Origin of the sequence: Sphingopyxis sp., assembly GCF_051861155.1 — a bacterium.
In the GTDB taxonomy this organism is placed as follows: Bacteria; Pseudomonadota; Alphaproteobacteria; order Sphingomonadales; family Sphingomonadaceae; genus Sphingopyxis.
On the sequence record NZ_JBHYDE010000001.1, the window covers coordinates 359,752 to 384,491 of the forward strand.

The 24,740-nt window shown below is 65.6% G+C and carries 16 protein-coding genes and 1 pseudogene; 10 read left to right on the plus strand and 7 right to left on the minus strand.

Annotated elements, in window-relative coordinates; genetic code table 11:
• Positions 1–2: 2 nt before the first annotated feature.
• Positions 3–398, plus strand: coding sequence for a cupin domain-containing protein (locus ACTIFP_RS01730; RefSeq protein ID WP_439567287.1), 396 nt, complete (start codon positions 3–5; stop codon positions 396–398).
• Complete coding sequence (locus ACTIFP_RS01735; protein ID WP_439566998.1) at positions 399–1,370, plus strand: alpha/beta hydrolase; 972 nt, start codon at positions 399–401, stop codon at positions 1,368–1,370.
• 39 nt (positions 1,371–1,409) lie between these two features.
• Here the strand turns inward: ACTIFP_RS01735 and ACTIFP_RS01740 are convergent, their stop codons facing one another.
• From ACTIFP_RS01740 to ACTIFP_RS01755, 4 genes are all read right to left on the minus strand, one after another.
• The gene (locus ACTIFP_RS01740; protein ID WP_439566999.1) at positions 1,410–2,936 is read right to left on the minus strand and encodes a carboxylesterase/lipase family protein; all 1,527 of its coding nucleotides are present in this window, start codon (positions 2,934–2,936) and stop codon (positions 1,410–1,412) included.
• Positions 2,923–3,936 carry a sugar kinase gene (locus ACTIFP_RS01745; protein WP_439567000.1) on the minus strand — a complete coding sequence of 338 codons (1,014 nt, stop codon included), beginning with the start codon at positions 3,934–3,936 and terminating at the stop codon, positions 2,923–2,925. The genes ACTIFP_RS01740 and ACTIFP_RS01745 overlap by 14 nt, the downstream gene beginning before the upstream one ends.
• Before the next feature lie 118 nt (positions 3,937–4,054).
• On the minus strand, positions 4,055–4,810 hold the full coding sequence (gene kduD, locus ACTIFP_RS01750; protein ID WP_439567001.1) for a 2-dehydro-3-deoxy-D-gluconate 5-dehydrogenase KduD: 756 nt from the start codon (positions 4,808–4,810) through the stop codon (positions 4,055–4,057).
• 1 nt (position 4,811) lies between these two features.
• Complete coding sequence (locus ACTIFP_RS01755) at positions 4,812–5,465, minus strand: RpiB/LacA/LacB family sugar-phosphate isomerase (protein WP_439567002.1); 654 nt, start codon at positions 5,463–5,465, stop codon at positions 4,812–4,814.
• A gap of 210 nt (positions 5,466–5,675) precedes the next feature.
• On the opposite strand from ACTIFP_RS01755, the gene ACTIFP_RS01760 reads away from it, so the two are divergent.
• The gene (locus ACTIFP_RS01760) at positions 5,676–6,728 is read left to right on the plus strand and encodes a LacI family DNA-binding transcriptional regulator (RefSeq protein WP_439567003.1); all 1,053 of its coding nucleotides are present in this window, start codon (positions 5,676–5,678) and stop codon (positions 6,726–6,728) included.
• A 5-nt stretch (positions 6,729–6,733) separates the two neighbouring features.
• Here ACTIFP_RS01760 and ACTIFP_RS01765 read toward each other — a convergent pair whose 3' ends face one another.
• Together ACTIFP_RS01765 and ACTIFP_RS01770 are read right to left on the minus strand one after the other, a co-directional pair.
• Positions 6,734–8,413 carry a hypothetical protein gene (locus tag ACTIFP_RS01765; protein ID WP_439567004.1) on the minus strand — a complete coding sequence of 560 codons (1,680 nt, stop codon included), beginning with the start codon at positions 8,411–8,413 and terminating at the stop codon, positions 6,734–6,736.
• A gap of 32 nt (positions 8,414–8,445) precedes the next feature.
• Positions 8,446–11,058: a TonB-dependent receptor gene (locus tag ACTIFP_RS01770; RefSeq protein ID WP_439567005.1), complete on the minus strand. Its 2,613-nt coding sequence runs from the start codon at positions 11,056–11,058 to the stop codon at positions 8,446–8,448.
• Between the two features lie 365 nt (positions 11,059–11,423).
• Here ACTIFP_RS01770 and ACTIFP_RS01775 point away from each other — a divergent pair, with 365 nt between their 5' ends.
• From ACTIFP_RS01775 to ACTIFP_RS01800, 6 genes and pseudogenes are all read left to right on the plus strand, one after another.
• Complete coding sequence (locus ACTIFP_RS01775) at positions 11,424–12,605, plus strand: efflux RND transporter periplasmic adaptor subunit (protein ID WP_439567006.1); 1,182 nt, start codon at positions 11,424–11,426, stop codon at positions 12,603–12,605.
• Positions 12,606–12,611: 6 nt separating this feature from the next.
• Positions 12,612–15,801, plus strand: a pseudogene (locus tag ACTIFP_RS01780) (efflux RND transporter permease subunit).
• On the plus strand, positions 15,798–17,204 hold the full coding sequence (locus ACTIFP_RS01785; RefSeq protein WP_439567007.1) for an efflux transporter outer membrane subunit: 1,407 nt from the start codon (positions 15,798–15,800) through the stop codon (positions 17,202–17,204). Before ACTIFP_RS01780 ends, ACTIFP_RS01785 begins: the two are co-directional and overlap by 4 nt.
• Positions 17,205–17,423: 219 nt before the next feature.
• Positions 17,424–18,212 carry an ImuA family protein gene (locus ACTIFP_RS01790; protein WP_439567008.1) on the plus strand — a complete coding sequence of 263 codons (789 nt, stop codon included), beginning with the start codon at positions 17,424–17,426 and terminating at the stop codon, positions 18,210–18,212.
• Positions 18,118–19,653 (plus strand): Y-family DNA polymerase, encoded by a 1,536-nt coding sequence (locus tag ACTIFP_RS01795; protein WP_439567009.1) that lies wholly within the window; start codon positions 18,118–18,120, stop codon positions 19,651–19,653. The genes ACTIFP_RS01790 and ACTIFP_RS01795 overlap by 95 nt, the downstream gene beginning before the upstream one ends.
• Positions 19,650–22,940, plus strand: a complete 3,291-nt coding sequence (locus ACTIFP_RS01800; protein WP_439567010.1) for an error-prone DNA polymerase — start codon at positions 19,650–19,652, stop codon at positions 22,938–22,940. The genes ACTIFP_RS01795 and ACTIFP_RS01800 overlap by 4 nt, the downstream gene beginning before the upstream one ends.
• 381 nt (positions 22,941–23,321) lie before the next feature.
• Here the strand turns inward: ACTIFP_RS01800 and ACTIFP_RS01805 are convergent, their stop codons facing one another.
• Positions 23,322–24,137 carry a flagellin N-terminal helical domain-containing protein gene (locus ACTIFP_RS01805; RefSeq protein WP_439567011.1) on the minus strand — a complete coding sequence of 272 codons (816 nt, stop codon included), beginning with the start codon at positions 24,135–24,137 and terminating at the stop codon, positions 23,322–23,324.
• Positions 24,138–24,384: 247 nt separating this feature from the next.
• On the opposite strand from ACTIFP_RS01805, the gene fliE reads away from it, so the two are divergent.
• A complete protein-coding gene (gene fliE, locus ACTIFP_RS01810) occupies positions 24,385–24,738 on the plus strand; it encodes a flagellar hook-basal body complex protein FliE (RefSeq protein ID WP_439567012.1) in 354 nt (117 codons plus the stop codon).
• The last annotated feature ends 2 nt before the right edge of the window (positions 24,739–24,740 follow it).

Sequence of the window (24,740 nt, forward strand, 5' to 3'; positions counted from 1 at the left end):
CGATGTGGCTCGCCGCGCTGCTCCTCACCGGGGCCGACGCGCCTGCGATGATCGTGATCGACGAGGCGGCGACGGTGCGCGAAGAACCGTCGCCGCACGGCGCGATCGGTATGTCCACCGCCCACCGGATCAGCGATGCGATCCCCGCGCCGCGCAGCTTCGAATTCCGCAAGCGTGCGCTGCATGTCGGCGCCGCGATCGGCATTCACCCGATCGACCATGACGAGATTTATTATGTGCTGTCGGGCACCGGTATCGTCCATTCGGACGGCGCAGAAAAGGAGCTGAAGGCGGGAACCGCGGCGTGGCTTTACAAGGGCGCACGGGTCGGCATCCGCCAGACCGGCGGCGAACCGTTGGTGCTGATCATCGCCTATCCGAACAAGGCGGCCAAGTAGATGCCCATCGATCGGCGCAACTTGCTCACCGCCAGCCTCGCGCTGCCGTTCGCGAGCGCCGCGGCGCAGGCGGCGTGGACGCGGCCCGCCGGGCTTGTCCCCGACGCGAGCGTCGCCCTCTGGCCCGCGGGTCGTTTGACGCCGCCGCCCGGCCTGGTCGAACAAATCGTCCAGCGCAGCGACGATCCGAACGCCAGCGACCGCATGCTGCAAGGCGTCAGCCGCCCGCGACTCGACATCTTCCGCCCCACCAAGCCGAATGGCGCGGCGGTAATCCTCGCCCCCGGCGGCGGCTATCGCTATGTCGTGATCGACAAGGAAGGTTATGAACTCGCGCGCTGGTTGAAGGAGCGCGGCGTCACCGTCTATGTCCTGTTTTACCGCCTGCCCGGCGACGGCTGGACAAACGGGTCCGACATCCCCCTCACCGATGCGCAGCGCGCGATGCGGATCGTTCGCAGCCGCGCCAGGCTCGACGGTATCGATCCGGCGCGCATCGCTTTCGGCGGCTTTTCGGCGGGCGGGCAGGTTGCGACCAGCCTGCTCACGCGCTTCGACGCCAGCGTTTATGCGCCGGTCGATGCCGCCGATGCGCTGTCGGCGCGTCCCGACGCAGTCGCGGCCATCTATCCCGTGGTGTCGATGGATCCGGCGATCGCGCATGCGGTGAGCCGCGAGAAACTGATCGGTGCGAATCCCGATGCCGCGCGCGAGAAACTTTATTCGCCCGAACGCAACGTCCGCGCCGACCAGCCGCCGCTGTGGCTGCTCCATGCCGAGGACGACAGCGTCGTCAAGGTCGCGAACAGCGTTCGCTTGCGCGAGGCAACCCGCGGCGTCGGTGCGCCATGCGAGGCGCATTTCTTCGAGCGCGGCGAGCATGGTTTCGGGCTGATGAAAACCGCGGGACTGCCGGTTGCAATCTGGCCCGACCTGCTGTGGAACTGGCTCGGGTCGCACGGGATCATCTAACCAATCCGTCATCCCGGCGATTGAAAGGGCGAATGCTCTTCAGCTACCCGGCTGAATATACGGCACCCGCGCGAACAGCTCGCGCTCCCACTTCCGCGGATCATTTTCAACCCGGCTGTCGGTATCAAACACCATCGTCTGCCGCCGCTGCAAATCATAGGCGGGCCAGCCCGGATCGCCGCTACGCGCAAAACGGACGAAAGCGTCCATCAGCCTGTCGCTCATCGCCTGTTGTGCCGCCGTCGGATCGGGAATCGTCCCGAAGCTGAGCCCGATGTCGTCGGTGTGTTTGGCAGCCTCGAAATCGAGCTGATAGACGAACGCCGGGGCGCCCGCGCGTGCGCGCGCCTCAGCCTCTTCGATCTGCCCGCGCCAGCTGCGCGCCGCGGTGACGATGCGGTGGAACAGGTCGAGCGGTGCAGCCCGCGGATAGCGCGCGCGGAACTGACCCACGACCCATTCGGGATGCGCGTCGATGCGCATTTCGGGCGCAATCCGCGCGGCGAGGTTGTCGAAATTGAGCCCTGCAAGCTGCTTGCCGTCGGGTGCATAAAAGGCGCGCGTCTCCAGCACCGTGTTGCCGAGCATCATCGGGATGCCGTTCGATTGCGGCGCGGCGTCGGGCCAGAAGGGGTGGCGCACGAGGTGCCGCATGTCGAGCACCGGCCCCATATACACTCCGCCGCCGAGGATCGGATCGGTTGCCGCCAGCGCCGCGATGATCTGTTCGACCGGCGCAGCGGCGGGATCGACGCCGTCGCCCAGCTTCGCAAGGAACGCCGCGGCGCGCTTCGTCGCGTTGAGCGGACCCGAGGCGGTGACCTGCTGCCCGCTCATCGTGATCGCCTTGTGGAACAAGCCCTTCGCCGCGGGTATCGCCATCAGCGTCGCGATCTTGGCGCCGCCGCCCGATTGGCCGAACAGCGTGACATTGGCGGGGTCGCCGCCGAACGCCGCGATATTGCGGCGGACCCATTGCAGCGCGAGGATCAGGTCGAGCTGCCCCGCATTGCCGCTGTCGGGAAAGCGCGGGTCGAGCCGCGCGAGATAGAGATAGCCGAGCGCGTTGAGCCGATGGTTGACGGTGACGACCACGACATCGCCGCGCGCGGCCAGCATCGCGCCATCGTTGACCGGATCGGTGACGCTGCCGGTCGAATAAGCGCCGCCGTGGAAATAGACCATCACCGGGCGCTTGCGCTTATCCGCAGCGCCGGGCGTCCAGACGTTGAGGAACAGGCAATCCTCGCCCTGCGGCTGGTAGCGTTCGCCCGCCTGCGGACAGGCTGGGCCGAAATTGTCGCCGTTCAACTGCTCGGCCCTGGTCACCGCAACCGGCGCCGCAAAGCGCGCGGCGCGGGCGTAGCGGATGCCGGTGAAGGCCCAGGCCTGGCCGTCCGAACCAAAGTCGCGAAAACACCCCGACCGGTAAGCACCGTCAGGGGCTTTGACGCCGCCAACATGCGTTATCGGCATAAAAATCTCGGCCTTGGCGACCGCGGGCGAAAGCAGCGACGCCGCGCTGGCGGCGAGCAAGCCGCGCCGCGTCAGCTTAGCGCCGGACATCCAGCCCGCCGCCGTGGAAGGCATCGATATCGGCCTGCCCAAAGCGGCTGGCGTCGCCGGGCAGCGAATGTTTGAGCGCGGTGAGCGCAAGGCCGCTGGCGGCCATGGCCCGCGCATCGCCGCCCGCCAGATGCGCGTGGAGCACCCCGGCGGCAAAAGCGTCGCCGGCGCCGATGCGGTCGACGATGCCGGTGACGTCGATCTCGTCGGTCTGGTGGCCGCCGCCGCGCAGATCGACGCGTGCCGCGATGCGGTGGTGATCGGCGGTGACGGTGTGGCGCGCGGTCGACGCGATCAGTTTGAGATCGGGGAAAGCGGCAAAACCCGCTTCCGCCGCGTCGCGCCGCCGATCGGCGCCCTCGCCCGAAAAGTCGCGGCCGAGGACGAGCGACAGGTCGCGGTGATTGCCGAAAAGAATGTCGGTGAGTCCGATGAGTTCGGACAGGACCGCGCGCGGGTCGCTGTCCCACGCCTCCCACAGCATCGCGCGGTAATTGCCGTCGAAGCTGACGGGTACGCCGAGCCGCTTTGCCGCCCGCGCCGCGGCCAGTGCCGCTGCGGCCGAACGCGGCCCGAGCGCGGGGGTGATGCCCGACAGGTGGAGCAAGCGCGCTCCCGCGAGCAGCGTGTCCCAGTCATAATCGTCGGCAGCGGTCGCCGCAAAGCTCGACCCGGCGCGGTCATAGACGATTTCGGACGACCGCAGCCCCGCCCCAACGCTCAGGAAATACAGCCCCATACGCCCGGGGCCGCTGGTGACCGCAGCGCAGTCGACACCGCCGCCGCGCACCGCCGCAACCGCGCCGCGGCCCAGCGCATTGTCCGGAACATGGCTGACCATCGCACAATCATGGCCAAGATGCGCGAGGCCGATCGCGACATTCGCCTCCGCCCCGCCGACGTGGAGCGCCAGCGACGGCGACTGCATCAACAGCTCGTTGCCCGGCGCGGTCAGGCGGATCAGCAATTCGCCGAAAAAGACTAGCTTGCCTTGCGCCATCCTCACTCCGTTCGCCGCCTATGCGGTTTGTATCTCAACCGTCGCCCTGAGCTTGTCGAAGGGCACTTCTCGGATAGGCGCCCTTCGACAGGCTCAGGGCTACGGTGATTATTTCAGCCTAGCGCGCGAGCCAGCCGCCGTCGACGGCGAGGATATGGCCCTGCACATAATCCGACGCCGATGATGCCAGGAACAGTGCGGCACCGCCGATGTCGCTGGGATCCCCCCAGCGCCCCGCCGGGATACGCTCCATGATCTGGCGGTTGCGCGTCTCGTCCGACTGCAACGCCGCGGTGTTGTTCGTCGCGATATAGCCGGGCGCGATCGCGTTGACCTGCACGCCCTTGGCCGCCCATTCGTTCGCGAGCAGTTTGGTCAGCCCGCCGACCCCCGATTTCGACGCGGTATAGCTCGGCACACGGATGCCGCCCTGAAAGGTCAGCATCGAGGCGATGTTGATGATCTTGCCCGATCCGCGCGCGATCATGTGCTTTCCCGCCGCCTGGCAGAGGAAGAACAGGGTCTTGAGGTTGGTGTCCATCACCGCGTCCCAATCGGCCTCGGTGAAGTCGACCGCGTCGGCGCGGCGGATAATCCCGGCATTGTTGACCAAGATGTCGATGCGCCCAAATTCGGCGAGCACCGCATCGACCAGCGGCTGCACCGCGCCGACACTCGACAGATCGGCAGCGAAATTTTCGCCCTTCCGGCCAAGGGCGCGCACCTTGCCGACCGTTTCGTCGGCGGGCGAACGCCCCGCGGCGGCGATGTCGGCCCCCGCTTCGGCGAGTGCGAGTGCGATACCCTGCCCGATGCCGGTGTTGGCGCCGGTCACGAGCGCGACCTTGCCCGTTAGGTCGAACAGTCCGGTCATGTCAGGCGAGCGCCCGCTCCGCGGAAACGCTCTTCAGATAGGCGCTGATCGCGTCGTCCTGCGAATTGGCGTAGAAATACTCTGCGAACTTCTCGCCCGCGATCGCCGCGCGCAGCAGATCCTGATCGACCGTCTTCAGCACCGTGAGCATGTCGTTGCACGACGCGGCTTTCAGATCCTTCAAGATGCCGCGGTTCGTCCGCATGATTTCGGCGCGCTCCTTGGGATAACCAAGACCGCGCTCGCCATCGAACAGCTTGCGATAGACGTCCTGCAAATTGAGCTCGGCCGCCCAGCCGAAGCCCTTGGCATAGGGCATCGACATGGCGTTGCCGTCATTGATCTGCCCGAACAGAAAGGCGTCGGTCGGATCGATCACCAGGCCGCAAAAAACGCCCGGCATCGCGTTGCACGCGAGCATCGAACCCATGCCGGTGCCGCAACCCGTCACCACAAAATCCGCGGCCTTCGAATTGAGCAGGATGCCCGCCAGCAGCCCGTTCATGACGTAGGTCAGCGACGCCGTGTCGTCCGCCGAATACATGCCGTAATTGAACACCTCATGGCCCAGCGGCTCGGCGACAATGGTCAGCGCGTCGTGGATGATGGCGTTTTTGGCGGCCTGGCTGTTTTCGGTGATCAGCGCGATCTTCATGATCCGGTTCCTTTGCTGGTTTTGCGACAAGCTAGTCATTTTGGTAACCGGTGTCAATATCGCCTTGCCTCGGGACCAGCAGCTGATCTGGACACCGGTATCAGTTTTCGCCAGATGGCGGTTGTCGCGGTTGATTTCGGGGCGCCGAACGCCCATCACAAAAGACGAATGGCGGGACAGCGACCCGAACCCGCAGAGGATAAGACGCATATGACGGCACAGAAAAAGGGGGCGGGCGGCAAGCAGCCGACGATCAACGATGTCGCCGCGCTTGCCGGGGTATCGAAAAAGACCGTCAGCCGGGTCATCAACCGCTCCGAATTCCTCACCGAAAAGACGCGCAAGGCGGTCGAGCAGGCGATCGAGACGCTGGGCTTTGTCCCCAATCCGCAGGCGCGCGCGCTGGCGTTCCGGCGCAATTTCCTGATCGCGCTGCTCCACGACAACCCCAATGCGCAGACGGTGCTGAACTTTCAGCAGGGCGTGCTCGACGCGATCAAGGACAGCGATCTGGCGCTGCTCGTCCGCCCGGTCGATCGCGGGTCGGACGGCCTGCTCGGCGACGTTCGCACCTTCCTTGAAAAACAGCGGCCGATCGGCGCGCTGCTGTTGCCGCCGATCTCGGAGAATGACGATCTTGCGGCGCTCTGCGAAGATCTGGGGGTGCGCTATGTCCGCATCGGTTCGGCGCCGCTCGACGATGCCAAGCATTGCGTGTCGTCGAACGACCGCGAAGTCGTCGCCGAGGCGGTGCGCGCACTGATCGCACTGGGCCATCGCCGCATCGGCTTTGTGCGCGGGCCGGTCGGCTTTCGCTCCGCTGCCGAGCGTGAAAAGGGGTTCATGGAGGCGTTGGCCGAGGCCGGGCTCGACCTGCCTGCGGCGCTCAACGCGCCGGGCAATTATCGCTACACCGCCGGGATCGAGGCGGGTGAGGCTTTGCTATCGCTGCCCGAGCCGCCGACCGCGATCTTCTGTTCGAACGACGAAATGGCCGCCGGGGTGATGAGCGTTGCGCACGCCAAGCGCATCGATGTCCCCGGCGCGCTGTCGATCATCGGTTTCGACGACAGCCCGACCGCGACGCATATCTGGCCCGCACTCAGCACGGTGCGCTGGCCGATCCGCGAGATGGGGGTGCGCGCCGCCAAGACGCTCGTCCCTGACTTCCTGCCGCTCGCGACGAAAGTCGATGAGAGCGATAACGGGGTGCTGAACTCGACCTTCATCCAGCGCCAGTCGGTCGCGCCGCCCAAGTCCTGAGGCGATCAGCGCCGCCGCCGGGCGAGCTGATAGTCGTACAGCGACGGCGCCGCGGCGACCGCCTGCCCGGTTCCCGCGATATAGGGTGCCGGGGTGTAGCGCACGTCGATCGCGCGGTTGGCGTGCAGCCCGACGATCCGTTCGCCCGGCCCCTCCAGCCCGCTGGTAATCCGCACCATTGCGTCGGCGGGGACGCTGTCGGGGATCACCAGCCGCGCGTTCCACAAGGTGTTGTAAAGGCCGTGCCCCGGCTTCCAATAAGGCGCACCGCCGCCGACCCACAATTGATATTCCCAGCCGGCCTTCGCCGGTTTCGGATCGATGTGCATCACGATCTGGTCGAACAGATTCTGATGGTTCGACCCGCTGTGCTGATCGATGATCGCGTCGCGGGTCACAACCGCGCGCAGGAACACCGACCGCGTCGAGCGGGTGTTGACGCTGAGCGGATGGATCACCGGATTTTCAACTTTCAGATCCTTGACCAGCGCATTGTGCACCGCGCCGACATGCACCGAATAATGGGCGCGGCGGTCGCCGGTGGTGGTGACGTCGGCGATGGTCAAATTCGCGGCATTGTCGGTCAGGATGCCGCTGTCCGACCGGTCGATCACCAGATCCTTGATCCAGCCGTCGAACACCCCGGTCATATAGATGCCGTTATATCCCTGCTCCAGATGATGGCCGAACGACGGCGATTCGGGAAATTGCAGCCGCAGATTCTGGATGCCGACGTTGGTCAGATGTTTCCACTTGGCGAGCACTGCGGGCTGATCGGCGCGGACGTCGTGGAGCAGCGGGTCGCCCAGCGTCACTATGCGCCCGCGGATCGCCGCAATGCGCGTCATCTGCGCGACCACCGGGCGTTTCGGCGAGGTCCAGTGATGCGATCCGATCGGCAGGTCGGTGTCGCCATAGAGCGACTTCAAAATCTGGCTGCGCGGGCCATCGACAGAAAACCATTGCAGCTGCACGACGTCGCCGACCCGCAGCTTCGCGGGATCGTCGACGGTCAGGGCGCGGCCAAATTGCTTCCCCGATACGCCATTGGCCAGCAGCGGGTCGCGAACATCCTTGCTGCCGTCATACGACACCGGCCGGGTCGCTTCGGGCCGGACAACGATCATCCCCCCGGCCCAGCTATATTCGGTGAACAGATAGTCGATATTCTGCTCGGGCTCGACCTGCTGCTTCTTCTCGCGCACCAGATAGTCGCGCAGCTCGTCGAAATCGCTGCTGTTATCGATGATCTTGAGCGGGCGCGGGAACCACAGCTCGCTGCCGCCCGGGCCGCTGCCCGCGCCATCGAGAACAATGTCGCTGCGCGTGATCCGCAGCACTTCGGTGATCTGCGTCCGCCCTTTGGGAAAACGCAGCGTCACCTTGCCCGGCACCGCATTCGCCGCCGCCAGCGCGCGCAGCACCGCCTTGGTGTCGTCGAGCCCGTCGTCGGCAACCGCGCCATGGTCGGTGACATCGACGATCGTCCCGCTATCGGTGGGGATCGGCGCAAGGCCAAAGCCATAGCCGGCATAGCTGAAATCGGGCAGCGGGTTCGCCGCCGCCACCGTGCGGTCGGACAAGATGGCGGGCAGCTGCTGCGCTTTCGCATAAACCGGAACCGCCAGCATCGCGCCGAGCAGCCATCCCGAAACAAGGCGCCTGCGCCGCTTCCCCGACATCATCACTGTTTCACTCCTGCGACCCGGCCGATATTTCAAAACTTCGCCCGCGCGCCGATCGAAAAGCGCCGTTCGGACAGGGCATAGCTGTTGAGCGCCGTCGGGTTGAAGTTGCTATATTCGGTGGTCGCCGATTTCTTCGGCATCAAATTCTGCGCTTGCAACGACAATGCGATATTCTTCGTAATATCGATGCCGATCTGGGCGTCGAGCTGCGAGCGCGAACCCACGAAGCTCGGCCGTCCTTCGGAAAATTCGAACACCGCCTCGTCGCGATAGTTATAGGCGAGGCGCGCCGAGAACGGGCCCTTTTCATAGAGGCCGACCAGATTATAGCTGTTCTTCGACACCGCGACCAAGGGGAAACCGGCATTATCCTCCGAATCCGAATAGGTGTAGTTGGCGATGATGCCAAAGCCGTCGAACGGCGAGGGCAGGAAGTCGGCGAACTGCTGGATGCCGATTTCGAACCCCTTGATCTTCGCGCTCGCCAGATTTTCGGGTCGCGAAAAGGTCAGCTCGCGTCCCTGCGGGTCGAGATTGGTATCGACCCCGGTGGTGACGAAGCTGGCGATGAAATCCTTCACATCCTTGTAAAAGACCGCGCCCGAGATCAGCGAGGTCTTGCCCATATAATATTCGAAGCTGATGTCGGCCTGGGTCGAGATCGGCGGCTGGAGATTCACATTGCCGCCGGTGACCGACAGGTTGGTCGCGTTGAAAAAGGTCGATGGGGCAAGGTCGGCGATCGACGCGCGCTGCATCGTCTGCGACCCCGAAATGCGGATCAGGAAATCGTCGCTGATGTTGAACGCGACGTTCGCGCTGGGCAGCACATTGGTATAGCGGTTCTTGTCGGTCACCAGCGTGCTGACCGTCCCGACGTTGACATAGCTGTCGACCGACAGCCGCGTGCTGGCGATCCGCACCCCGGCGTTGGCGCGGTACGGGATGCCGGCAATCTCGCCCTCACCCGACACCATCAGATAAGCGGCGAGTGTCTTTTCGCTGAAATCATAGTCGCGCTGCAAATTGGGGAGCAATGTCGATTTGTCGTTCGGGTCGGGGTTGGGCTGCGCCGCCTGCGCGCGGTTGAAGACATAGTCGAAGGTCGGTGCGGTGCTGAGGAAGCTACGCGGGAAAGTACCGGGCAGATCGGACAGGAAATCGCCAGCGTTGACGAGCCTCAGATAGGGTTCGATCTCGGTCCGCGTCGGGGTTACCTGGCTGCGATAGGCGTTCGACAGCGCGTGCAGGTCGGTATAGCGTAGCCCGGCGGCAATCGTCACGCCGCCGGCGGTTTCGTAACTAACGTCGAGCTTGCCTGTCCATTCCTCGAGCAGACCGATCAGCCGGTTGCTGCGCACACCGTTGGTCGCGGGATTGTACGACGCATAATTGGTCGGGTTGAACGGGCCGGTCAGCGTCAGCGACGGGATTGTCGTATCGCGGAAATCGAACGCGCCGGGGACCAGCGCGGTCGCCTGCAGCGTGATGATCTGGATCGTCTGGTCGATCGTGCCCTTGCTGTAATAGCCATCGGCCTCGATCGTCAGCCCGTTGTCGCCTTCATATTTGCCGTTGAGGCCATAGAGGAAGCTCTCGGTCGGTTCGTTGCGGATCTGGCCCGCGGTGGTGACGGTTCCATTGGCGTTGCCCGCGACGACGACGCCGTCCTCGACCACCCGGTTGGTGACCGGATTGGTGCCGGTGGGCAGGCGAAAGGCAAAAAAGTCCTGCTTCCGGCCAGTGGTCAGCTTGGAATAAAGCGCATCGGCGGTGACCGTGAATTCGGGGGTGACCTCGAACTGGACCGCGCCGTTCAGCCCGAGCCGCGAGCGGTCGACGGTGAACTGTTCATATTGCAGCAGTACCGGGGTCTGGAACACCCCGCCGCCCGTCCCGGTGTAGGTGCGGTTCAGGAAATTGTTGCGCTCGAAGGTCTGCGTCGTCGAGGTCCGCTTCTGATATTCGCCCGCGATCATGATGCCGATCCGGTCATCGGCAAATTTGGTCGTCGCAAAGCCGGTGATCGCGGGTTCGAACTTGTCCGAATTTTCCGAATAGACCCCCTGGACACGCAGCGACGCGGTCGGCTCCTTGAAGCTCAGCGGTTTGGGGGTTACCAGGTTGACCGTGCCGCCCAGCCCGCCTTCGGCCTGACTGGCGAGCGGCGATTTGCGCACCTCAAGCCGCCCGAACAGGCTGGAGGGTACCGAGTCGAGGCCCGACGAGCGGCCCAGCTGGTCATTTTCGGGCGGCGACAGCCGCGCCGACCAGCCGAGCAGGGTGCGGCCATCGACCTCGACGCGCACCTGTTGCAGGCCGCGGACCGACACCGACTGGCCTTCGCCAAAGACGCGGGTGATCTGGACGCCGGTGACGCGCTGCAGCGCCTCGGCGACATTGGCGTCGGGCAGCTTGCCGACATCCTCGGCGGTGATGACGTCCATCACCTGCTCGGCGTCGCGCTTGATGTCGGCCGCCTGTTCCAGCGAGGCGCGAATCCCGGTGACGACGATCGCCTCCTCCTCTGCCGGTGCCGCCGTGTCCTGTGCATAAGCCGGCGATAGCGCCATCACCGCCAGCGACGCGCCGCTCGCCAGCCTGGCCAACACCCGCGCGCGCTGCTTTGCCCGAAAAGCCATTGTCATCCTCCCACCTCGCGGCAGGCCGGTTCGTGCGAACCGCCTGCCAAGAATAATCCGGAGGGTTTGCCGCCCCGCCGCCGCCTTCGCGGTCGGCCGCCACGCACCCTCGCCTGTCATTGGTTTCGTTGCCGATATGGGTAACCGGTGTCACGAATGATGGAAGACTTGCCTCGCTCCTGTCAAGCGTTAATTGTATGACAACTGCACTATTTGTATGACAACTAAAAGAAGTGCTGTGGCGAGAGAAAATTGTCGTAATTTGTCGCAAATCCCGCATTGCGCTTGCATGCGCCAATCCAATGAGTTGAATAGGCGCGATTCCTCCCCCGCCTGCGCGGCGTGTCGATACGAGAACAACCATTATGCTGGAGAAAAGGTCGCTGTTGCTGGCCGGATTATGGTGTGCCGCGACCCTGTCGCTCGGCGCCTGTTCGGGACAGGATAACGCAGACAAGAACGGCCGCGGCGCGCCGCAAGTCGGCTTCGTCGTCGTCAAGGTCGAACCGGTGCCGGTAACCACATCGCTGGGCGGACGTACCGTCGCGTTCGAGACCAGCGAAGTGCGGCCGCAGGTCAATGGCCTGATCCGCCGCCGCCTGTTTACCGAGGGCGGTTTCGTTCGCGCCGGCCAGCCGCTCTACCAGATCGACGCCAGCCTCTATCAGGCCGCGGTCGACCAGGCCGCCGCCAACCTGGCCAGCGCCCGCGCCAGCGCGCAGGCTGCCGACGAGCGCGTCCGCCGTTTCGCCCCGCTCGCCAAGATGCAGGCGATCGCCGAGCAGGATTATACCGATGCGCTGGCCGCGGCACGCGTCGCGCGCGCAGCGGTCGCGCAGAATGGCGCGGCGCTGGAAACCGCGCGGATCACCCTGCGCTATGCGACGATCACCGCACCGATCAGCGGCCGTATCGGCCGCAGCCTCGCCACCCCCGGCGCACTGGTCAGCGCAAGCCAGGCGAGCCCGCTCGCGGTGATCCAGCAGACCGACCCGATCTATGTCGACATGCAGCAATCGAGCGCCGAGCTCACCACGCTGCGCCAAGCGCTCGCCAGCGGCGGCGTCGCCGCGGGCAGCACGTCGGTGCGGCTGCGGCTGGAAGACGGCAGCGCCTATGGCTTTGCCGGGACGGTTCAGTTTTCCGACATCACGGTCAGCGAAGCGACCGGCACCGTCACGCTGCGCGCGCGTTTTCCCAACCCGCAAGGGGTGCTGCTGCCCGGCATGTTCGTGACCGCGCTGTTCGACCAGGCGATCAACCCCCGCGCGATCCTGGTACCGCAGGCGGCGCTCCAGCGCGATTTCGACGGGTCGGCGTTCGTCTATCTGGCGGGCGCGGACAACAAGGCGGTCCGTCGCAAGGTGACCGCCGATCGCACGACCGGCGCCAATTGGGTCGTCACCGACGGGCTGAAAGCGGGCGAGCGCGTCATCACCCAGGGGGTCGGCAATCTGAAACAGGGCGCGCCGATCACCCCGGTTCCGGCCAACAGCGTGCAGCGGGTGGGGGCGCCCGCGGCCAAGACAGCAGAAAAGAGTCCATAGCCCCCCATGTCCCGCCTGTTCATCAACCGTCCCATCTTTGCCTGGGTGCTGGCGATCATCGTGATGCTGGGCGGGATCGGCGCGCTGTTCGCGCTGCCGATCGAACAATATCCCGACATCGCCCCGGCGCAGGTCAATATCCGCGCCAGCCATCCCGGCGCCTCAGCCGAGGCGATCGAGAACAGCGTCACCCAAGTGCTCGAACAACAGCTGACCGGCGTCGACGGGCTGCTCTATTTCAGCTCGCAATCGAGCTCGCGCGGGCAGGCGAACATCACCGCGATTTTTGCCAAGGGGACCGATCCCGACATCGCGCAGGTCCAGGTGCAGAACAAGATCCAGTCGGCGATCTCGCGCCTGCCGGCGCAGGTGCAGCAGCAGGGCGTGCGCGTCACCAAATCCAATTCGGACACGCTGCTGCTCGTCGGCGTCTATGACGAGACCGACACGCGCGCCAATGCCGACGTGTCCGACTTTATGACGTCGAACATCCAGGATCCGCTGTCGCGGGTCGAGGGGGTCGGCGACGTCAACATCTTTGGCGCCCCGCACGCGATGCGGATCTGGCTCAACCCGCAGCGGCTCGCCGCTGTGGCGCTAATGCCGAGCGACGTGATCGCCGCGATCACCGCCCAGAACAGCGAGGTCGCCGCGGGCGAGGTCGGCGGCCTGCCGTCGCCCGAGGGCCAGATGCTCAACGCCACGGTCACCGCCCAGTCGCGCCTGCAAACCGTCGAACAGTTTGAAAATATCGTCCTCAAGACCGAGTCCGACGGATCGAGCGTACGGATCAAGGACATCGCGCGGGTCGAAATCGGCGCCGAAAGTTACGCGGTCATCAGCCGCATCAATGGTCACCCGGGCGCCGGCATGTCGATTTCGCTGTCGCCGGGATCCGACGCGCTGGAAACCGCCGACCGCGTCAAGGCGCGGATGGAGGAACTCGCCGCCGATTTCCCCGACGGCCTGGCCTATAGCTATGCCAATGATTCGACCGCCTTTATCAAGCTGTCGGTCAGCGAAGTGCAGAAATCGCTGTTCGAGGCGATCATCCTCGTCATCCTGGTCATGTTCGTATTTCTGCAAAGCTGGCGCGCCGTCCTGATCCCGGCGATCGCGGTGCCGGTGGTGCTGCTCGGCACCTTTGCCATTTTCTATATCGCTGGGTTCAGCATCAACACACTGACCCTGTTCGGGCTGACGCTGGCGATCGGGTTGCTCGTCGACGATGCGATCGTCGTGGTCGAAAATGTCGAGCGCCTGATGGAAGAAAATCCGGGGATGTCGGCGCGCGACGCGACGATCCAGTCGATGAAGGAATTGCAGGTCGCGCTCGTCGCGATCGGGCTGGTGCTGTCGGCGGTGTTCCTGCCGATGGCCTTTTTCGGCGGTTCGACCGGGGTCATCTATCGCCAGTTTTCGGTCACCATCGTGTCGGCGATGGCGCTGTCGGTGCTCGTCGCACTGATCCTCAGCCCGGCGCTGACCGCCACGCTGCTCAAACCCAAGACGCATGGCGAAGCCCATAGCGGCGGGCGTTTCCCGCGCGCGCGCGCTGCTCGAACGCGCCAAGACCGGCTTCAACACCCGCTTCGACCATATTGTCGAACGCTATGTCGGCAGCGTCACCAAGGTGGTCGATCGCAAATGGCTGTTCCTGGGGATTTACGCGATCATCCTGGTCGTGCTGGCCGTCCTGTTCCTGCGCCTGCCCAGCGGCTTCCTGCCCGGCGAGGACCAGGGGCGCGTCCAGGTCCAGTTCCGCCTGCCCGCCGGCGCGACCCAGGCACGGACGCTCGAGGTGCGCGACGCAGTCGAAAAATATATGCTGACCCAGGAAAAGGCGAATGTCGGGACGTTATTCCTGATCGCCGGCGGCGGCGGCGGCGGCGCGTCGGGCCAGAACACCGGCCAGGGTTTCGTCAACCTGACCCATTGGGACGATCGCGAGGGCGACGAGAACACTGCCGACGCGATCGCCGAACGCGCGCGCAAGGCATTCAGCGGGCTGCGCGATGCGCAGGTGTTCGCACTGGTTCCGGGCGCGGTGCGCGGGCTGGGCGACAGTTCGGGCTTTACCATGCAGTTGCAGAATCGCGGCGGGATGAGCCGCGAGGATTTTGCCGCGGCGCGCGACCGCCTGCTCGCGATGGCCAATGCCAACCCGAAGCTGATCTCGGTGCGCCTGAGCGATTTGCCCGATGTCGCGACGCTGAAAATCGACGTCGATACGCAGCGGCTGACCGCCTATGGCATCAACAACAGCGACGTGAACGCGACGCTGGCGACCGCTTGGGGCGGCCGTTACGTCAATGATTTCATCGACGAAGGCCGCGTCAAGCGCGTCTATGTCCAGGGCGACGCGCCCTATCGCGCCAAACCCGAAGACCTGTCGCAATGGTATGTGCGCTCGGCCGATGGCGAGATGTCGCCCTTCTCGGCCTTTGCCCGCACCGGCTGGGCGACGACGCCCAGCAGCACCTCGCGCTTTCAGGGGGTGCCCGCGTTTGAAATCTCGGGTCAGCCGTCGCCGGGCACCAGCTCGGGCGAAGCGATGGACGAAATGGAAGCGATGGCGGGACAGATCGCCGGGACCAGCGTCGCCTGGTCGGGGTCATCGTTCCAGGAACGGCTGTCGTCGGGACAGGCGCCGTTGCTCTATGGCATCTCGCTGCTCGTCGTCTTTCTCTGCCTCGCGGCGCTTTACGAAAGCTGGACGATCCCGCTCGCGGTCATCCTAATCATCCCGCTCGGGCTGATCGGCGCGGTCTGCGCGGTGTCGCTGCGCGGGCTGGAAAACGACGTCTATCTCCAGATCGGCCTGCTCACCACGATGGGACTGGCGGCGAAGAACGCTATCCTGATGATCGAATTCGCCGAACAGGAAGAACGCAAGGGCAAGCGCGTGATCGAGGCGGCGATCGCCGCGGCGCGCATCCGCCTGCGCCCGATCTTGATGACCAGCTTCGCCTTCATCTTCGGCGTGCTGCCGCTGGCGATTGCGACGGGCGCCGGGGCGAACAGCCGCGTCGCGATCGGCACGTCGGTGATCGGCGGCATGCTGACCGCCGCCTTCCTCGCGATCTTCTTCATCCCGCTGTTCTTCGTCCTCGTCCGCCGCGGGGTGCGCGACGGCATCGCCGCGGTTCGCACGCGCTTTGGCAAGGGTAAAGGCGCCGCCGAGGTGCCGGCATGATCGGCACGCGCGCCCTGCTGCTCGCGAGCACGCTGTTGCTCGTCGGCTGCTCGCTGGCGCCCAAGACGGTGCTGCCGACGCCGCCGGTGCCGCAAAGCTGGCCGGTCGGCGACGCCTATCTGCTGCAAAGCGAGGCGGCGCTGCCGATCCTGTCGTACCAAAGCGTCTTCACCGACCCGCGCCTCCAGGCGCTGGCCGCGCAGGCGCTCACGAACAACCGCGACCTTCGCGTCGCTTATGCCAATGTCGCCGCGGCGCGGGCGCAGGCACGCGTCACCCGCGCCGGGCAGTTCCCGGAAATCGGGATCAGCGGCGGGGCAGGTTATTCGGACGGTAGCGGCACGAGTGGCAGCGGCGACTTCTCGCTGCGCGGCGGGGTCACGGCGTTCGAACTCGACCTGTTTGGCAAGCTCGCCAATCTGGCCGAGGCCGACCGCAACCGCGCGCTGGCGACCGAGGCGGCGTCGCGCACCGTGCGGCTCGCGCTGATCGCCAATCTGGCCGAAGCCTGGGCGATCTATGGCGCCGACCGCGACCTCTTGAAAATCGCCGCGGACACCGCCGCCAATGCGCGCGAAAGCGTGCGGCTGACCAAGGCGCGGCTCGACGGCGGCGTCGCACCGCGCACCGACCTGCGCCAGGCCGAACAGATTCTGGCCACCGCCGAGGATGCGATCGCGGCGCAGACGAGTGCGCTGGCGCAGGACGAGAACCTCATCCGCCTGCTCGTCGGCGGCGATGTCGACCGCGCGCAGCTCCCCGCGAGCCTCACCGAAGTCACGCCCGCGGTCGTGGGGCTGCCCGCGGGGGTCAGTTCCGAAATCCTGCTCCGCCGTCCCGACGTGATCGAGGCCGAATATGGCCTGCGCGCCGCCAACGCCGACATCGGGGTCGCGCGCGCGCAGCTGTTCCCGTCGATTTCGCTGACCGGGCTGCTCGGCTTTGCCAGCAACGCGCTGTCCAGCCTGTTCGACAGCGGATCGTTCAGCTGGTCGGCAGGCGGCGACGTCACCGCGCCGATTTTCGACGCCGGGGGCCGCCGCGCCGGGGTCGCAGTGAGCGAGGCGCAGCGCGACGCCGCGCTGGCGGGCTATGAAGGCGCGATCCAGACCGCGTTTCGCGAGGTCGCCGACGCGCTCGCGGTGCAGGGCACGATCGCCGAACGGACACGCGCCGCCGCAGCGAACACCGCCGCCGCCGCCGACACCGCGACGCTCACCGACGCGCGGTACAAGGGCGGGGTCGACAGCTTTCTCGCCAGCCTCGACGCGCAGCGCAGCCTGTATGCGGCGCGGCGCAGCGAAATCGCGACCCAGCTGCTGCTCGTCCAGACCCGCATCGCGCTGTTCCGCGCGCTGGGCGGGGATAGCGGGGCTGGAGCTGAAACTGCGCCGCCTCGCTGAGAATATTTCGCACAAAGACACAAAGCCACGAAGAGGTCGTGCTTACCGCGAAGCGGCTTTCCTTCCCAGCATAGCCGCCAGCCGCACCAGCGCAGAGGTTATGGGCCGGTCGGCCCGAACCAGCCTCTTCGTGTCTTTGTGTGAAACAAATTGGCGCAAGGCCCGATGCCTTGACAAACGCCGACTCAAAAGCGCTAATAGAACAAATCAGGAACAAATATGCGCGAGTCGTCTCAACCTCTCGCCGGGCTGCGGAGGCGCATTGCCCGGCTGGCCGCCAGTGGCGGCCCAGCAAGCCGTCCGGCCGCAGGCTGGCTGGCGACGGGGCATGACGCGTTCGACGCGGCGATCGGCGGCGGGCTGATGGTCGGGCGCACGCATGAATTTTTCGCCGCCGACGCGTTCGACGGCGCCAGCGCCGCGGCCTTTGCGGCGCTGCTTGCCCTGCGCAATAGCGGCGATGCACCACTCTTGTGGCTGCGCACCGTCGATGCCGGACGCCGCACCGGGCATATCTATGCCCCCGGCATCGCCGAACTCGGCGGCGATCCCGACCGCTTGCTGTTGATCGAGACCGCCGACCCCAAAATCCTGCTCGCCTGCGCCAATGATGCCGTGCGCTGCGCCGGTTCGGCGGCGGTGATCGTCGAAAGCTGGGGCAAATTTCCCTTGCTCGACCTGACCGCGGGGCGCCGCCTGACGCTTGGCGCGCGCGATGCGGGGACGACGCTGTTGATGCTGCGCCTGAATGCCGCGCCGACGCCCAGCGTCGCCGAAACGCGCTGGAGCATCGTCGCCGCGCCGTCGCGCGCGCTGGCCGCCGACGCACCGGGAGCGCCCGCTTTCGACCTTGAACTGCTGCGCTGGCGCGGCGGCCCTGCCGGAACGCACTGGCGACTCGATTGGGATAAAGATGAGCAAATTTTCCGGGACGCGGCGCTATCTGGCGCTGTTCTTCCCCTGGCTGCCCGCCGAGCGGTTCACCCGTTCGGCGCCGAAGCCGCCTGACCTCCCGCTCGTCTTTGCCGAGAAGCAGCGCGGGGCGCTGCGTCTCGCGAGCGTCGATGCCCGCGCGCAGGCGCTCGGACTTCGCGTCGGCATGCCGCTCGCCGACGCGCGGGCGCAGGTGCCCGACCTTGCCATCGTGCCGCACGATCCCGTCCTCGACCTGCATTGGCTCGACCGGCTCGCGCAGGGCTGCACGCGCTACACCCCGCTCGTCGCGCTCGATGCGCCGGACGGGCTGATCCTCGACATCACCGGCTGCACCCATTTGCCGGGCAGCGAGGCGGCGCTGATCGACGACATCGACCGGCGGCTGACCCGGCTTGGCATGACCCTGCGCCATGCGCTTGGCCCCACCGCCGACGCTGCGCGCGCGCTGGCGCGCTATCAGACGCGCCCGGCCCCCGACGAAGCCACCGCAATCCGCCGCCTGCCCGTCGCCGCGCTCGAACTCGAAGCCGAGGCGACGACCGCGCTCGCCCGCGCCGGGCTCAAGACGATCGGCGACCTCGCAAGCCGGCCGATGGCGAATATCGCCGCGCGCTTTGGCGCCGACGCCGCGACCGCGCTACGCCGCCTGCTCGGCGATGCGCCCAGCCCGCTCGATCCGCGCGTCACCCCGCCGCCGGTCGCCACCGAACGCCGCTTTGCCGAACCCGTTGCCAGCATGCCCCACGCGACCCAGATCCTGACCGAGCTGGTCGATGAGGCGATCGCCCAGCTTGCCGAACGCGGCAAGGGCGGGCGCCATTTCCGCGCCACCTTTTTTCGCAGCGACGGCTTGGCGCGCAGCATCGAGATCGAGACCGGTCAGGCGACGCGCGACGCGGGGCTGGTCATGCGTCTGTTCGCCGAACGGATGGAGGCTTTGCGCGATCCGCTCGATCCGGGTTTCGGCTTCGACATGATGCGCCTCGCGGTGCCGCGGCTCGAAGCCCTCGCCGCGACCCAGCTCAAACTCGAAGGCGGGGAGGTGCGCGCCGCGGCGATGACCGATCTCGTCGACCGGCTGGCGACGCGGCTCGGCCGCAGCGGAGTCCGCAAATTCGTCGCTGCCGACACCCATATCCCCGAACAGGCGCAGCTCGCCTTGCCCGCGATCGACGCGCCGCCCGCGCTGCCCTGGCCCGCCCCCGACCCCGGCGAACCGCCGCTGCGCCCCTTCTATCTCTTTGATCCGCCGCAGGTGATCGAGGTGATCGCCGAGGTGCCCGACGGCCCGCCGCACCGCTTCCGTTGGCGCCGCGCCACCCACGCGATCCGCCGTTACGAGGGGCCGGAACGGATCGCGAGCGAATGGTGGCGCCGCCGCGACAATGCCGGGCTGACCCGCGACTATTACCGCGTCGAGGACGACCGCGGCCGCCGCTACTGGCTGTTTCGCCACGGGCTGTACGACGAAAAGCCCGACCCGCGCTGGTATATCCATGGGCTATTCGCATGACGGGCGAACCCGAACCCGGCCCCGAAACCGGCTTCGCCGAACTGGTCGCCGCAACCAACTACAGCTTCCTGCGCGGCGCTTCGCACCCCGCCGCAATGGTGGCCGAGGCGCTGGCGCTGGGGATGACCGGCATCGGCATCGCCGACCGCAACAGCGTCGCGGGAGTGGTACGGGCGTGGGCCGGGCTGCGCAAGTTGCGTGAGGATGCCGCGGAGGAAGGAATCGAACTTCCGCCATTCAAACTCGTCGTTGGTGCTCGGCTGGTCTTTGACGACGGCACGCCCGACATCATCGCCTATCCGACCACGCGCCATGGCTGGGGCCGACTGACGCGGATGCTGACCATCGGCAACCGCCGTACCACAAAGGGCGATTGCGTGATGAAGCTCCAGAATCTGCTGATTCACTGCGAGGACATGATCCTGATCGCGATCGCGTCCGAGAAGGATGAACCCGTCCTGCGCCGCTTGGCCGAGGTTGCACCGGGCTCGCTATGGCTGGGTGCGACAATGCCAAGAAGCGGCAGCGATCGCCGCCACCTCTCCCAGCTAGGCGCCTTGGCAGACCGCCTTGGCATTCCGATGCTCGCGACCAACGACGCGCTTTACGCGACGCGCGAGCAGCGCCCGCTCCACGATGTCATCACCTGCATTCGCGAAGGCACGAACCTCAGCGATGCCGGCCGCCTGCTGCGCGCCAATGGCGAGCGCCATTTGAAGTCGCCGCAAGAAATGCGGCGCTTGTTCCGCACCCGTCCCGAAGCGGTCGACGAAAGCGAGAATATCCTTGGCCGCATCGCCTTCTCACTCAGAGACCTCGAATATGAATATCCGCACGAGCCGGTCCCTGAAGGCTGGGAGCCGCAGAGTTGGCTTGAACATATGGTGATGGAGGCTGCGACCAAGCTTCATCCGGGCGGATTGCCCGAACGTTGGCAGGAGGTGCTCGACGAGGAGCTCGGCCTGATCAGCAAATGCAAATTCGCTTGCTACTTCCTGACCGTCCACGACATCGTCAATTTCGCTCGCACACAAGACCCGCCCATTCTGTGCCAAGGACGCGGCTCAGCAGCGAATTCGCTCGTCTGCTACCTGCTCGAGATCACCTCGATCGACCCCATCGCCAACAATCTGCTCTTCACGCGCTTCCTGTCCGAGGAACGGCGCGAGCCGCCCGACATCGACGTCGACTTCGAGCACGAGCGGCGCGAGGAGGTCATGCAATATGTCTATCGGCGCTACACGCGGCGACGCGCGGGCATTGCCGCGACGGTGATCCATTACCGGCCGCGTAGCGCGGTCCGCGAGGTTGGAAAGGCACTGGGGTTCAGCGAAGATGTCACCGCACGGCTCGCCGATACGAGTTGGGGCAGTTGGGGCAGCGAAATGCCGGTCGAGCGCTTTATCGAAGCTGGGCTGGATCCCGCGCAGGACGATATTGCACGGCTGCAATGGATCGTCGCGCAACTGCTTACTTTCCCGCGCCACCTGTCGCAGCATGTCGGCGGCTATGTGCTGACCGAGGACCGGCTCGACGAGACGGTGCCGATCCACAATGCCGCGATGGAGGACCGCACCTTCATCGAATGGGACAAGGACGACATCGACGAACTCGCCTTGATGAAGGTCGATGTGCTCGCGCTCGGGATGCTGACCTGCATCCGCAAATGCTTCGACCTGATGCGGCTCCACAATCTGGGCGATCACAATCTAAAATCGGTCCCGGAAGAGGATCCGGTCGTCTATGACATGCTTTGCAAGGGCGACAGCATCGGCGTCTTTCAGGTCGAGAGCCGCGCGCAGATCAACATGCTGCCGAGGCTGCGTCCGCGTGAATTCTATGACCTTGTCATTCAGGTCGCGATCGTCCGACCGGGCCCGATCGAGGGCGACATGGTTCACCCATATCTGAAGCGCCGCAATGGTGAAGAAGCAGTGGACTTTCCTTCCCCTGCACCGCCCCATGACCCCAAGGAACTTTACAATCTGCTTCGCAGGACATGCGGCGTCCCCCTGTTTCAGGAACAGGCAATGAAGCTCGCCATTGTTGCCGCCGAATTTACCCCTGATGAAGCCAATGGTCTGCGCCGTGCAATGGCGACCTTCAGAAATGCCGGAACGATTCATCAATATAGGGAAAAGATGATCGGGGGAATGGTACGGCGCGGCTATGAAGCCGATTTCGCTGCTCGCTGTTTCAAGCAGATAGAGGGCTTCGGTAGCTACGGCTTTCCCGAGAGCCACGCCCAGTCGTTCGCCAAACTCGTCTATGTGTCGTCGTGGCTGAAATGCCATCACCCCGCGGTCTTCACCTGCAGCCTGCTCAATTCGCAGCCGATGGGCTTTTATGCCCCCGCGCAATTGGTCCGCGATGCGCAGGAGCATGGGGTCGAGGTGCGCGCGGTCGACGTCAACGCCAGCGATTGGGACAACGGCCTTGAACCCTGCACCGACGGCAGCCTCGCACTGCGGCTCGGGCTGCGGCAGGTCGACGGGTTTCGCGAAGCGTGGGCGATGCAGATCGCGGCGGCGCGGACCACGCCCTTTACCAGCGTTGAGGAACTCGCTCGCCGGGCAAATTTGCCTTCGCGCGCGCTGCGCTTGCTGGCTGAGGCCGATGCCTGCCGGTCGATGGGGCTCGACCGGCGACCGGCGCTGTGGGACGCGCGCCGCGTTCGCCAGGGGGTGCTGCCGCTGTTCGGCGCCGCCGAAACCGACGAACTCGGCGCCGAAGAAGACGCGCAGCTGCCCCCCACCCCGCTCGTCGAACAGGTGCTGACCGATTACCAGACGGTGCGGCTGTCGCTAAAGGGCCATCCGATGGCGTTTCTGCGCGATGATTTCGCACGCGAGGGGGTGCTGAGCGCAGCGCAGGTCACGGCAGCAAAGAACGGCTCGATCGTCCGCACCGCGGGGGTCGTGCTGATCCGTCAGCGCCCGGGCAAGGGCAATGCGATCTTCATCACGCTCGAGGATGAGGGCGGGGTCGTCAACATCCTGCTGTGGGCGCGCCATTTCGAACGCTATCGCCGCGCCGTCATGGCGTCGCGGCTAATGCTGGCCGAGGGTGAGGTGCAGCGGAGCAAGGAAGGCGTCATCCACCTAATGGCGACGCGCATCGTCGACCGGACGGCGATGCTCGATACGCTGGGCGACGGGCGCGAGATACACCCCGAGCTGTGCCGCGCCGACGAGGTCGCGCATCCGCAGCTGCCGCGCGGCTATGCCGCCAGGCATGGCCATCCGCGCGACGTCCGCATCCTGCCCAAGTCGCGCGATTTTCATTGAGGCGGGCGGCCCTGAACCGCGCGATGATATTTTCAAAGTTCAGTAAAGTTCAGCCCTATGGCGTTCCCATTTAGGGCCATGATGTGCCGACCGCACCCGACGATCGAGGCACCTGCAGTCGGCAAGCGACCGCGTTGATCCACCGGTGGAAGGATCCGGAACCCAAGCTGGCACAGTAGAAAAAAGTAGGAAAGGCTTATTTGAGCGGCGGTGCCAGCCTTCGCCGGGGCGACGCCTGCGTCTGGTCAAAAGCCGCCTGAGCGGCACCAGCGCCAGGGTAGGACAGACAAAAAAGTTGATGCCCCGGCTGTGGGGGCCGGGGCATCGGATCAGGCTATCTAAGGGACCAACCGAATATAGCCTGAAAGTCGTTCGCGGATGTTAGCCGCGAAGCAGGTTCATCACGCCCTGCGAGCTCTGGTTCGCCTGAGCGAGCATCGCGGTCGAGGCCTGCGACAGGATCGAGGCCGCTGCCAGCTTCGTCGATTCGGCCGAGAAGTCGGTGTCTTCGATGCGCGACTTGGCGCTTGCCAGATTCGTGACGGTCGACGTCAAATTGTCGACAGCCGATTCCAGGCGGTTCTGCTGGGCACCAAGGTTGGCGCGCTGCGTCGCAACCGTCTGGATCGCCGTGTCGAGCAGGCCGAGCGCCGTACCGGCACCGCCCGCGGTCGACAGGTCGACCGCGCCGACGGCAAGACCGGTGGCGGTCAGATCGCCGATCGCGATGTTGACCGTCTGGCCCGACGCCGTGCCGGTCTGGATGTCGATGCTGGCGCCGCCCGACAGCAGGTTCGTGCCGTTGAAGGTCGTACGGGTGGCAATGTCACCAATCTGCGACAGCAGCGCGGTGACTTCGGTCTGGATCGCGGTGCGGTCAGTGGTGCCGTTGGTGCCGTTGGCCGACTGAACTGCCAGTTCGCGCATGCGAACCAGGATGTTCGAGATGCCGCCCATCGCGCCTTCGGCGGTCTGCGCCAGCGAGATGCCGTCATTGGCGTTGCGAACGGCCTGCGTCAGGCCGCGGACGCTGGCGTCCATGCGGGTGGCGATGGCGAGGCCGGCGGCGTCGTCCTTCGCGCTGTTGATGCGCTTGCCGCTCGACAGACGTTCCATCGCCTGCGACTGGGCGCGTTCGGCAACACGCGAATTATTCTGGGCGCGAAGCGCGCTCACATTGGTGTTGATGACAGTCATTGTTGTTCCTTTCCGGCCTCGATGGCCATTCCCGTGATGTGAGGGCTCGAGGAGCGGTCACGGAAAGCAGTAACGACGGGCGGCAGCGGCGCTTAAGCCCGCGCCGTCAAAAAAATGCCGAAGCTTGTCCGCGGCGACCAGCCTAACAATTCAACCATCTGAAAAACATCGATTAAATCTTTTGGCATGGCCTTTGCATTGTTCTTTGCGTGCGGCGCACCGCTGCGAGCAGGACGGATGAAAAGCAATGAGCACGATTGACCCGAGCCGGCTGCTGCAGATGCGCAGTTCGATCCTCAATCAGAACCAGGCGCTGCAACGCGCCGCCGGACGCGGCGGCATTGGTGGGACCGAGGGCGGTGTCGATGGCGCCGGGGGAACCCCCGATTTCGGCGCCGCGATCAACAACGCGCTGCAACAGGTCAACGCCCAGCAGTCGAAGGCGAGCGCGATCACCGAATCCTATGAGCGCGGCGACACCCACGACATCGTCAGCGTGATGATCGAGCGGCAGAAAGCCTCGCTCGGTTTCGAAACCACGTTGCAGGTCCGCAACAAGCTGTTGTCCGCGTATCGCGACATCATGAACATGCCGGTCTAACC